At 68.9% G+C, this 13,122-nt stretch carries 2 protein-coding genes; both read right to left on the reverse strand.

Annotation, left to right across the window (positions count from 1 at the left end; translation table 11 throughout):
- Positions 1-6 precede the first annotated feature (6 nt).
- Positions 7-10,824: an ESPR-type extended signal peptide-containing protein gene (locus tag ACEN9H_RS23600; RefSeq protein WP_413672301.1), complete on the reverse strand. Its 10,818-nt coding sequence runs from the start codon at positions 10,822-10,824 to the stop codon at positions 7-9.
- Positions 10,825-11,006: 182 nt separating this feature from the next.
- The gene (locus ACEN9H_RS23605) at positions 11,007-13,061 is read right to left on the reverse strand and encodes a tetratricopeptide repeat protein (protein ID WP_413672302.1); all 2,055 of its coding nucleotides are present in this window, start codon (positions 13,059-13,061) and stop codon (positions 11,007-11,009) included.
- Positions 13,062-13,122: the final 61 nt, after the last annotated feature.

A 13,122-nucleotide genomic window follows, 5' to 3' on the forward strand; every position in this document is an offset into this window, starting at 1 on the left:
CCGCAGTCAGAACACCGCGCGCACGCCGGCGTTGCCGCCGACCTGGTAATAGCCGCCGCGGCCTTCGCCGGTGACGCCGTAGTACAGGTAAGCGCCCTTCCCGACGTGCAGCGTGCCGCTCACGCCGCCCTGCACGAAGGCGCGGCCCACGCCCGGCGCACCGATGGCGATGCGCTCGCCCGCCAGCCAGGCCGACCGGGTCGGCCGCAGCAGGCCGCCGGTATCGACGCCCGCGCCCAGGTTGACGCGATAGGTCGAGGCCCGCAACGGATCGGCGTTGCGGGACGCCGCCGCCAGGCCCGCCTGCAGGCGGGTGCCGGTCGCGGTGTCGCCGTCCACCGTCAGGGCCGCCGCCGATGCCGGCGTTTCCGCCAGCCCGTCCCGTTCGACCCGCTGCAGAGTCAACCGGGCGAACGGCTCCACCTTGGCACCCAGGAGTTCGCGCTCGGCGCGCACGCCCACGCCGAGCAGCGCCGCATTGCCGCCGGCATGCGCGCTCAGCCCGGACGCCGTGGCCAACGGATCGGCGCGCCGGCTGTCGGCCTTGTCGCGGCCGACGCTGCCGATGCCGTCGAACGTCAGGCCGTCGACGGTGGTTTCGCCATACACGAATACCTTGTTCTGGCGCAACTTGCCCGTATCGTCGCCGGCCGACACGTCGGTATGCGCGTAGCTGGCGCCGACACCGAGGCGATAATCGGCGCCGCGCAGCACGTCCAGGCCCGCGGTGACCTGCAGGCGATCGGCCTTGAAACCCGAGGCGTCGGCGTCGCCGCTCCACTTGCCGCGGGTGCCCGCGAGGTCGAGCCAGAGCGCGCGCTCGCCATCGTCGGCGGTATGCTTGAGCACGCTGCGCTGCAGGTTCCAGCCGGCCTGCGGCGCCGCGGCGGCCAGGCTGCCGTGCACTTCGCCGGACAGCCTGCGCAGCAGGCCGCCGAGCCGGTCCGCGGTCGCGGAACCGACCTGGTACAGCAGCAGGTCCTGCCGTTCGCCGGCGCGGCCCGACTGGTCGAGGTCGACGATCCGGTCGAGCGCGCCCGCCACCGCGCGGCTGTTCGCGTTGCCGCCACGGCTCCAGTCCGCGTACGACGCCGGCAGCACCTTCAACTCGATGCTGTTGTTGCCGCCGACGTTGTAGAACGCGGCCATGCGGGTACCGTCCATGCCGTCCGGCTGCGCCAGCGTGTCGAAGCGCCCGGCGATGCCGCCGTCGGCGGTCACGATGCGGAAGCTTTGGCCCAGTGCGGGCTTGAGCGGCGCCGAACCATAGCCCGCCTCGTCGGCCGAATACAGGTTCTTCAGCGTCGGCGCCAGCGTGGCGCCCGGTTCGATCGTGAAGCGCTTGCCGCCGACGACGTGCAGGTAGGAGTAATACCCGGACGCGCCGACCGGCGACGTGGGCGTGGCTTGCGCGGTGCCGCCGATGTCTTCCTTGTACGTGCTGCCGGCGGCCATCGTGATGTTCGAATCGGCCGTCAGCATGCCCGGCGAATTGCCCGGCGAGAGCGTGCCCTGCACCAGCAGGTCGCCCTTGACGGTGCCGCTGCCGCCCAGCGTGGCGCCGTGCGCCACCGTCACTCGACTGTTGAAGAGGCCGTTCGCGAGCAGCTTGCCTTCCAGGACGCAGGTGGCGTCGATATTGGCGTTGCCGGTGACGTTCAGCGTGCCCTGGCCGGTCTTGGTGAAGCAGCCGTCGCCCGCGCCGGTCGACAGCAGGTCGCCCGCCAGCGTAGTCGTGGTATTGGCCTCGGTGTTGATGTTGGTCGAGCGGCCCATGCGGATGTCCTGGCCGGTCGCGATATCGACGGTCGCGTAGATCGTGCCGGCGTTGAACGTCATCACGCTGCCCCATCCGAGGCCGTAGGCGTTCGTCACCTTCACCAGGCCGTCGTTGATGGTCAGGCCGCCGGTCCATCCGTCGCCCGGCGCATTGGCGCTGCCCTGGCCGCCGCCGTTGTCGCCGCCGAGCACCAGCGTGCCCTGGCCTTCCTTGACCAGCCGGCCGTCGCCGCCGATGTTGCCGTTCAGCGTGACGACGCTGTCGGCGCCCTCGGCGTCGAGCACCCCGTTGCGCGCCGTGATCGTGAAGGCGCGGTTCGACGTCATGCTGCCGGTGGTCTGCAACGTGCCGCCGTCGAGGACCAGCCGGTTGCCGGCGGCGCCCAGGTTGGCATCGCTGTCGATGCGCAGGACGCCGTCGCGCGACACGGCCGTATCGCCGGTATAGGTGTTGGCCGCCTTCAGCGCCACCGTTCCATGCTCCACCTGCAGGCCGCCATTGGCGAGCACGCCGCGCAGGATCAGCGTACCGGTGCCCTGCTTGACCAGCGTGCCGGTGCCGCCGACCGTACCGTTCTCGGTGGTCACGGTGCCGGCGTCGACATCGACCGTACCCCGGCCCGTCAGCGCCAGGCCGCGCTCGTGCGTCAGGTCGGCGCCGGTCTGCCAGGTACCGTTGTCGAGCTCGAGTGCGGCGCTCCCCTTGCCGAGGTTGGCGTCGGCATAGGTCCGCAGCGTGCCGCCGCTGACCACGGTCTTGCCGGTATAGTCGTTGGCGCCGTCGAGCGTGAGCGTACCGCCCGTGACCTTCAGGCTGCCGCTGCCGGCAATATTGCCGCCGAAGCGGCTGTCGGCGGCGGTGACGGTCAGGTCGTTCGCGCCCAGCAGGACGCTGCCCGAGCCGCTCAGGCCCTTGATCGCCACGCCGTGGGCGGCGCCCGAGACGTCGAACACGCCATCGTCGCGCACCGCGCTGCCGGCAATGCTGCCGGCGCCGGACAGCGCCAACGCTGCTCCGCCGGCGATCGAGGTCGTGCCGGTGTATTCGTTGACGCCGCCGAGCGACATGCTGCCGCCGTCGACGGACAGGCCGCCCGCGCCCACGATGGTGCCGGCAAAGAGGCCGGCCGCCCGGCTCAGCGCCAGCGTCTGCGCGCCCAGATAAATGGTGCCCGCACCCGAGACGGTGCTGACCGTGGCCCCGTGGTCGGTGCCGCTGATGTCGAACCTGCCGTCCACGTTCACGCCGCTCGAGCTGGCGATGCTGCCCTGCCCGCTCAGCGCCAATGTGGCGCCGCCGCCGATGTAGGTGGCGCCGCGGTAGGTGTTGTTCCCGGCCAGGGTCGCCGTGCCGCCCGTGAGGCTCAGGGCGCCGTCGCCGGCGATCGTGCCGGCGAAGACGTCGCGGGCGGCGGTCAGCGTGAGCGTCTGGCTGCCGAGCTGGACCAGGCCATCGCCGGCGAGCGACTGGATGGTCGCGCCGGCGTCAGCGACGTTCAGCGTGCCGTCCGTCACGACCCGGCTCGATGCGGCGATCAAGCCATTGCCCGCCAGCGTCAGCGTGGCGCCCGCCCCGATCGAGGTCGCGCCGGTGTAGGCCTGGGTGGTCGTCAGCGCCTGGCTGCCGCCGGCGATGGCGATACCGCCCGAGCCGCTGATGCGGCCGTTGAAGGCGCCGGCGGCATCGGTCAGCGTCAGGGTCTGGCCGCCCAGCAACACGGCACCGGAGCCGCCGAGGCTCTGGACCGCCGCGCCGCCCGTGCTGGCCGATACGTCCAGCGTGCCATCGGTCTGCACGCGGCTGTTGCCGATGCTGCCGTTGCCGGCCAGGACCAATGTCGCGCCTTGCGATACCGCCGTGGTGCCGGTGTGCGTGTTCACGCCCGTCAAGGTTTCGGTGCCGGATGCGATCGCCAGGCCGCCCGAGCCGTGGATGCTGCCGGCGAACGTATCGCCGGCATGGGTCAGCGTCAGCGTCTGGCCGCCCAGCAGCACGGCACCGGAGCCGCCGAGGCTCTGGACCGCCGCGCCGCCCGTGCTGGCCGATACGTCCAGCGTGCCATCGGTCTGCACGCGGCTGTTGCCGATGCTGCCATTGCCGGCCAGGGCCAATGTCGCGCCTTGCGATACCGATGTGGTGCCGGTGTGCGTGTTCACGCCCGTCAAGGTTTCGGTGCCGGACGCGATCGTCAGGCCGCCCGAGCCGTGGATACTGCCGGCGAACGTATCGCCGGCATGGGTCAGCGTCAGCGTCTGGCCGCCGAGGAGCACGGCGCCGGAGCCGCCGAGGCTCTGGACCGCCGCGCCGCCCGTGCTGGCCGATACGTCCAGCGTGCCATCGGTCTGCACGCGGCTGTTGCCGATGCTGCCGTTGCCGGCCAGGGCCAATGTCGCGCCTTGCGATACCGCCGTGGTGCCGGTGTGCGTATTCACGCCCGTCAGGGTTTCGGTGCCGGCCGCGATCGCCAGGCCGCCCGAGCCGTGGATACTGCCGGCGAACGTATCGCCGGCATTGGTCAGCGTTAGGGTCTGGCCGCCCAGCAGCACGGCACCGGAGCCGCCGAGGCTCTGGACCGCCGCGCCGCCCGTGCTGGCCGATACGTCCAGCGTGCCATCGGTCTGCACGCGGCTGTTGCCGATGCTGCCGTTGCCGGCCAGGGCCAATGTCGCGCCTTGCGATACCGCCGTGGTGCCGGTGTGCGTATTCACGCCCGTCAGGGTTTCGGTGCCGGCCGCGATCGTCAGGCCGCCCGAGCCGTGGATACTGCCAGCGAACGTATCGCCGGCATTGGTCAGCGTCAGAGTCTGGCCGCCGAGGAGCACGGCACCGGAGCCGCCGAGGCTCTGGACCACCGCGCCGCCCGTGCTGGCCGATACGTCCAGCGTGCCATCGGTCTGCACGCGGCTGTTGCCGATGCTGCCGTTGCCGGCCAGGACCAATGCCGCGCCTTGCGATACCGCCGTGGTGCCGGTGTGCGTGTTCACGCCCGTCAGGGTTTCGGTGCCGGCCGCGATCGTCAGGCCGCCCGAGCCGTGGATGCTGCCGGCGAATACGTCCTGCGCATCCGTCAGCGTCAGAGTCTGGCCGCCCAGCAACACAGCGCCGGAGCCGGACAGCGAGCGCACTTCGGCGCCGTTGTTCGTGGCCACGATGTCGAGCACGCCGTTATTGGCCACGCCGCTGGACAGAGCGATGCTGCCCGAGCCGGACAGCGCCAGTGCGCTGCCCTGGTCGATCGATGTGGCGCCTGAATAGGTATTGGTACCGCTCAGGGTTTCGATACCGCCCGCGATCGTCAGTCCGCCCGAACCATGGATGCTGCCGGCAAACGTATCGCCACCATCCGTCAGTGTCAGCGTTTGGCCGCCCAGCAGCACGGCGCCGGAGCCGCCGAGGCTCTGGACCGCCGCGCCGCCCGTGCTGGCCGATACGTCCAGCGTGCCATCGGTCTGCACGCGGCTGTTGCCGATGCTGCCGTTGCCGGCCAAGGCCAATGTCGCGCCTTGCGATACCGCCGTGGTGCCGGTGTGCGTATTCACGCCCGTCAAGGTTTCGGTGCCGGCCGCGATCGCCAGGCCGCCCGAACCGTGGATGCTGCCCGCAAACGTATCGCCGGCATCGGTCAGCGTCAGAGTCTGGCCGCCCAGCAGCACGGCACCCGAGCCAGACAGAGAGCTCACTTGGGCGCCGTTGTTCGTGGCGGCGATGTCGAACATGCCGTTGTTGGCCACGCCACTGGACAGCGCGATGCTGCCCGAACCGGACAGCGCCAGCGCGCCGCCCTGGTCGATCGAGGTGGCCCCGGTATAGGTATTGGTACCAGTCAGCGTTTCGCTGCCGCCCGCGATTGTCAGGCCGCCCGAGCCGTGGATACTGCCGGCGAACGTATCGCCGGCATCCGTCAGCGTCAGGGTTTGGCCGCCGAGCAGCACGGCACCGGAGCCAGACAGCGTGCGCACTTCGGCGCCGTTGTTCGTGGCCGTGATGTCGAACACGCCGTTGTTGGCTACACCGCTGGACAGCGCAACGCTGCCCGAGCCGGACAGAGCGAGACCGCCGCCCTGGTCGATCGACGTGGCGCCGTTATAGGTATTCGTACCAGTCAGCGTTTCGATGCCGCCCGCGATCGTCAGCCCGCCCGAGCCTTGGATACTGCCGGCGAACGTATCTCCGGCATTGGTCAGCGTCAGCGTCTGGCCGCCCAAGAGCACGGCACCGGAACCGGACAGCGTGCGCACTTCGGCGCCGTTGTTCGTGGCCGTGATGTCGAACACGCCGTTGTTGGCCACGCCGCTGGACAGCGCGACGCTGCCCGAGCCGGAAAGCCCGAGGCCGCCGCCCTGGTCGATCGAGGTGGCGCCGGTATAGGTATTGGTACCAGTCAGCGTTTCGATGCCGCCCGCAATTGTCAGGCCGCCCGAACCGTAGATGCTGCCCGCAAACGTATCGCCAGCATTGGTCAGCGTCAGCGTCTGGCCGCCCAGCAGCACAGCACCAGAGCCGGACAGCGTGCGCACTTCGGCGCCGTTGTTCGTGGCCGTGATGTCGAACACGCCGTTGTTGGCTACACCGCTGGACAGCGCGATGCTGCCCGAGCCGGAAAGCCCGAGGCCGCCGCCCTGGTCGATCGAGGTGGCGCCGATATAGGTATTGGTACCGGTCAGCGTTTCGACGCCGCCCGCGATCGTCAGCCCGCCCGAGCCTTGGATACTGCCGGCGAACGTATCTCCGGCATTGGTCAGCGTCAGCGTCTGGCCGCCCAAGAGCACGGCACCGGAACCGGACAGCGAGCGCACTTCGGCGCCGTTGTTCGTGGCCGTGATGTCGAACACGCCGTTGTTGGCTACGCCGCTGGACAGCGCGATACTGCCCGAACCCGCCATCGCGAGGCCGCCGCCCTGGTCGATTGAGGTGGTGCCGGTATAGGTATTGGTACCAGTAAGAGTTTCGGTACCGCCCGCGATTGTCAGACCGCCCGACCCGTGGATACTGCCCGCAAACGTATCGGCAGCATCCGTCAGCGTCAGCGTCTGGCCACCCAAGAGCACGGCACCGGAGCCGGACAGCGAGTGCACTTCGGCGCCGTTGTTCGTGGCCGTGATGTCGAACACGCCGTTGTTAGCTACGCCGCTGGACAGCGCGATGCTGCCCGAGCCGGAAAGCCCGAGGCCGCCGCCCTGGTCGATCGAGGTGGCGCCGATATAGGTATTGGTACCGGTCAGCGTTTCGACGCCGCCCGCGATCGTCAGCCCGCCCGAGCCTTGGATACTGCCGGCGAACGTATCTCCGGCATTGGTCAGCGTCAGCGTCTGGCCGCCCAGCAGCACGGCACCGGAACCGGACAGCGAGCGCACTTCGGCGCCGTTGTTCGTGGCGGCGATGTCGAGCACGCCGTTATTGGCCACGCCGCTGGACAGAGCGATGCTGCCCGAGCCGGACAACGCCAGTGCGCCGCCCTGGTCGATCGAGGTGGCGCCGGTATAGGTATTGGTACCGCTCAGGGTTTCGGTACCGCCCGCGATCGTCAACCCGCCTGAACCGTGGATGCTGCCGGCGAATACGTCCTGCGCATCGGTCAACGTCAGCGTCTGGCCGCCCAGCAACACAGCGCCGGAGCCGGACAGCGAGCGCACTTCGGCGCCGTTGTTCGTGGCAGCGATGTCGAGCACGCCGTTATTGGCCACGCCGCTGGACAGCGCGACGCTGCCCGAGCCGGACAGCGCGAGACCGCCGCCCTGGTCGATCGATGTGGCGCCTGAATAGGTATTGGTACCGCTCAGGGTTTCGATGCCGCCCGCGATCGCGAGGCCGCCCGAGCCGAGGATACTGCCGGCGAATACGTCCTGCGCATCGGTCAACGTCAACGTCTGGCCTCCCAGCAGCACGGCACCGGAGCCGGACAGCGAGCGCACTTCGGCGCCGTTGTTCGTGGCCGCGATGTCGAACACGCCGTTGTTGGCCACGCCGCTGGACAGCGCGATACTGCCCGAACCAGACAGCGCGAGACCGCCTTGGTCGATCGACGTGGCACCGGTATAGGTATTGGTACCGCTCAGGGTTTCGATGCCGCCTGCAATTGTCAGGCCGCCCGAACCGTGGATGCTGCCGGCGAACGTATCGCCGGCATCCGTCAGCGTCAGCGTCTGGCCGCCCAGCAGCACGGCACCGGAACCGGACAGCGAGCGCACTTCGGCGCCGTTAGTTGTCGCGGCAATGTCGAACACACCGTTGTTGGCGACGCCGCTGGACAGCGCGATACTGCCCGAGCCGGACAGCGCGAGGCCGCCGCCCTGGTCGATCGACGTGGAGCCGTTGTAGGTATTGGTACCGCTGAGCACCTGCGTGCCACCCGCGATTGTCAGACCGCCCGAACCGTAGATGCTGCCGGCGAATACGTCCTGCGCATCGGTCAACGTCAGCGTTTGGCCGCCCAGCAACACGGCGCCCGAACCGGACAACGTACGCACCTGCGCGCCATTGTCCGTGGCCGCAATGTCGAACACACCGTTATTGGCGACGCCGCTGGACAGCGCGATGCTGCCCGAACCGGCCAGCGCCAGTCCGCCGCCCTGATCGATCGATGTGGCGCCTGAATAGGTATTGGTACCGCTCAGGGTTTCGATACCGCCCGCGATCGCGAGGCCGCCCGAGCCGAGGATACTGCCGGCGAATACGTCCTGCGCATCCGTCAACGTCAACGCCTGGCCGCCCAGCAGCACGGCGCCGGATCCAGACAGCGTGCGCACCTGCGCGCCATTGTCCGTGGCCGCGATGTCGAACACACCATTATTGGCGACGCCGCTGGACAGCGCGATGCTGCCCGAACCGGCCAGCGCCAGTCCGCCGCCCTGATCGATCGATGTGGCGCCTGAATAGGTATTGGTACCGCTCAGGGTTTCGATGCCGCCCGCGATCGTCAGGCCGCCCGAGCCGTGGATACCGCCGGCGAATACGTCCTGCGCATCGGTCAACGTCAGAGTTTGGCCACCGAGCAGCACGGCACCGGAGCCGGACAGCGTGCGCACTTCGGCACCGTTGTTCGTGGCCGCGATGTCGAACACACCATTATTGGCGACGCCGCTGGACAGCGCGATGCTGCCCGAACCGGCCAGCGCCAGTGCGCCGCCCTGATCGATCGATGTGGCGCCTGAATAGGTATTCGTACCGCTCAGGGTTTCGATACCGCCCGCGATCGTCAGGCCGCCCGAGCCGTGGATACCGCCGGCGAATACGTCCTGCGCATCGGTCAACGTCAGGGTTTGGCCACCGAGCAGCACGGCGCCGGATCCAGACAGCGTGCGCACTTCGGCGCCGTTGTTTGTCGCGGCAATGTCGAACACACCGTTATTGGCGACGCCGCTGGACAGCGCGATGCTGCCCGAGCCGGACAGCGCCAGTGCGCCGCCCTGATCGATCGATGTGGCGCCTGAATAGGTATTGGTACCGCTCAGGGTTTCGATGCCGCCCGCGATCGTCAGACCGCCCGAGCCGTGGATGCTGCCGGCGAATACGTCCTGCGCATCGGTCAACGTCAGCGTCTGGCCGCCGAGCAGCACGGTACCCGAGCCGGACAGCGTGCGCACTTCGGCGCCGTTATCCGTGGCGGCGATATCGAACATACCGTTGTTAGCGACGCCACTGGACAGCGCGATGCTGCCCGAACCGGACAGCGCCAGTGCACCACCCTGTTCGATCGACGTGGCGCCGATATAGGTATTGGCACCGCTGAGCACTTGCGTGCCACCTGCGACGTTGACGCCGCCGACACCGTCGATTACGCCGGCAAAGGTCTCGCCGGCATTGGTCAGCGTGAGCGTCTGTCCGCCGAGCCACACCGTCCCCGAACCGGACAGCGAGTTCACCTGAGCGCCGTTGTCCGTGGCGGCAATATCGAACACGCCGTTGTTCGCCACACCGCTGGACAGCGCGATACTGCCCGAACCGGACAGCGCCAGCGCGCCACCCTGGTCGATCGACGTGGTGCCGAAATAGGTATTGGTACCGCTGAGCACCTGCGTGCCGCCCGCGACGTTCACGCCGCCGAAACCGTCGATCACGCCTGCAAAGCTGTCGCCAGCATTGGTCAGCGTCAGCGTCTGTCCGCCCAGCCACACCGTTCCCGAACCGGACAGCGATCTCACCTGGGCGCCATTGTCCGTGGCGGCAATATCGAACACGCCGTTGTTGGCCACACCGCTGGACAGCGCGATGTTGCCCGAACCGGACAGCGCCAGTGCGCCGCCCTGGTCGATCGACGTGGTGCCGAAATAGGTATTGGTACCGCTGAGCACCTGCGTGCCGCCCGCGACGTTCACGTCGCCGAAACCGGCGATCGTGCCTGCAAAGGTGTCGCCAGCATCGGTCAGCGTCAGCGTCTGTCCGCCCAGCCACACCGTCCCCGAACCGGACAGCGAGTTCACCTTGGCGCCGTTGTCCGTAGCGGCGATATTGAACATGCCGTTATTGAGCAAGCCGCTCGACAGGGCAATGCTGCCGGAACCCGTCAGGGACAGGCCCGCGTATTGGTCGACCTGGGTGGCGCCCCCATGGACGTTCACGCCGCCCAGCGTCTCGTAGCCGCCGGCGACCACCAGGCTACCGGAACCCTGCAGCGTGCCGAGATAAAAGCCGTTCGCGGCGGTCAAGGTCAGCGTCCTGGCGTCCATCAGCACGGTCCCGGAACCCGACAGGCTGGCGAGGTGCGAGCCGGCATTCGTGGCGGTGATATCGAGCGTGCCATCGTTCGTCAGGTTGGTGCCGGTCAGCAAGGCATTCGAGCCGTCGCCGTCGGATACCGACAACGATGTGCCAGCGGGAATGTAGTCGAACATGCCCTGCTGCGCGAACGACACGAGCGGAAACAGCGCGAGCAACGCAGTCGCCAGGAGTGTCCGGGCGCCGGAATAAGCGCCGCCCCCGTCCGGCACGGCATCTTGGCCGCGGGTCGTTCCCGCGGTGTCCTTGCCGTTGGCGCAACCGATTTCGGCGACCGCCATGAGCATACGACGTTTCTTGTTCCAGACGAGACGATAGATGTGATTCATGGCAGCGTGATGTATTCCGTAAAAGCAGAAAGACCGGACGAGAGGACGGCAACAAACATTGATTATCGGCGACAAAAATGCCGCTAGGGAATATTAGTTCCCGAAAAAACGAAACGAAAATGAGAGTTAGTGTGTCGAAACAACGAAAAGTAGACCGTCTGCTAACTGGACGAGGCAGCGCGTCAATACGCGATGGCGGCAAGGTCGTGCGTCACCCGCGCAACGACGTCGTCCCAGGTACCGGCCTGGCGCTGGCGGTACAACCGGAGCACGCCCGGATACCAGGGCGAATCGGCGCGTTCTTCCATCCAGCGCCAGTCGGGATGGATGGCCGGCAGCAGCACCCAGCAGCGCTTGCCCAGTGCGCCGGCGACATGGGCCACGGCCGTATCGACGCAGATGACCAGGTCGAGCTCCGCCACGATGGCCGCCGTATCGCCGAAGTCCGCGATGCCGGCGCCGAGTTCGAGAAGGTCAAGGCCGTCCGGGCCGGCCCGCCGCGGCTCGCCGTCCATGCCGCGCTGCAGACTGACGAACGCGACGCCCGGCACCGACCACAGCGGGGCCAGGACCGACAGATCCGGCAGGGAGCGGTTCGCGTCATTGACGTGCCCGCCAAAGCCGCGCCAGACGAGGCCGACACGCATCCCGGCGGGCAGCGTATCCAGCCGGGCACGCCAGTACGCGCGGCGCGCGGGGTCCGCGGCGAGGTAAGGGAGCGTGGCCGGGATCGTCGCGAGCGTGGTCCCGGCATGCATCGGCAGGCTCAACATGAAAACCCAGAAATCGTGCGGCGCCAGGCGCCCCGCCTCGCTCATGGGGACGACGCGGTCGGCGCCGGCAGCACCGCGCAGCAAGGGCAGCAGCGCATCGTGGCAGATCAGCGTGACCGTCCGCGCGCCGGCTGCTTTCAGCAACGGCAGGTAGCGCACGAACTGGATCTGGTCGCCGAAGCCCTGCTCCGGCCACACGGCGATGGCCTTGCCGTCCAGCGCCTCCCCGTTCCACTGCGGGAAACCGGGCGCCGGCCTGACGGCGATCGGACGCGCCAGTGCCGGATCGTGCCGCGCCTCCATCCACGGCCAGCCTTCGGCCAGCCGCCCCTGCGCAAGCAGCAGGAAACCGAGGTTCCAACGCGCTTCCGGATAGCCGGGGTCGGCGGCGATCGCTTGCCGGTACGCATCCTCGGCCTCGCCGGCACGCCCCTGGCGCTGGCGCAGGGTGCCCAGGTTGTTCAACGTCTTGGCGAGGCCGGGCCGGGCCGCGAGCGCGCGCCGATACGCAGCCTCGGCGTCATCGTCACGCTGCATGTACTGGTAGACGTTGCCCAGCGAATTCCAGACTTCCGGGTCATGCGCGCGCCACCGCAGGCAGGTGCGCAGCGCGGCCTCCGCCTCGGCGTAGCGGCCGGACTGCGTGTACGACAGGCCCAGGTTATGCCAGGCGTCGGCATACCCGGGGCGGCAGGCGACCGCCTGCAGGTATTCCCGTTCGGCCGCTTCCGGCTGGCCCGACCTGGCCAACAGCACCGCGAAGTTGTTGTGGAGTTCGGCATTGTCCGGACGCAGCAGCAGTGCCGCCCGGTAGCACTCGGCCGCCTCGGCACGCCGTCCCAGCCGCTGCAGCAGGTCGGCGCGGTGCTGCAGGGATGCGGCGTCGGCCGGGTCGTGCGCGACGGCCTCGCCGAAGCGGCGTTGCGCCTCCTCGAAGCGCCCGAGCCGCTCCAGCACCAGTCCGAGGTTGGCGCTGGCTTCCGGATACCGGGGCCGCAGGGCCAGCGCGGCCTCGTGCGCGCCGACGGCCTGTTCGAGTCCGCCCGCCTGTTGATACAACAGGGCCAGGTTGTAATGGGCTTCGGCGTAATCGGGCTGCAGCTGCAGCGCGCGCCGGAACGCCTCCCCGGCCTCGGCGCCGCGTCCCCTCTGCTGCAACAGGATGCCGAGGTTGTTCCAGCTGGCCGCGTGCGCGGGATCGCGCGCCAGCGCCTTGCGCCAGAACGCCTCGGCATCGTCCGGCCGCCCGAGCGCACGGGCGCAGGCCGCCGCCAGGTTCAGGGCATCCACGTTCGCCTCGTCGCCCTGCAGCAAGTCGCCGATCCCGGCCAGGGCCTGGTCGAAGCGGCGCTCGTTGAACAGGGCGATGGCAAGGGCAATGCGCTGGCGCGGGTTCATGAAAGCATGGAAGACGGACGAGCCCGTATTTTCCCACGTCCACGGGCACGCGAGAACGGGCGCCATGGCGGCGCACATAAAAAAACGCCGCCCCGGTCTCCCGGCGCGGCGTCAACTCTGCTGTGAC

This window comes from Massilia cellulosiltytica, from assembly GCF_047325105.1.
Classification (GTDB): Bacteria; Pseudomonadota; Gammaproteobacteria; order Burkholderiales; family Burkholderiaceae_D; genus Telluria; species Telluria orientalis.

Coding starts and splice junctions, on each gene's coding strand:
- ACEN9H_RS23600 (WP_413672301.1), bottom strand. CDS start 10,824: ATGAATCACATCTATCGTCTCGTCTGGAACAAGAAACGTCGTATGCTC.
- ACEN9H_RS23605 (WP_413672302.1), bottom strand. CDS start 13,061: ATGGCGCCCGTTCTCGCGTGCCCGTGGACGTGGGAAAATACGGGCTCG.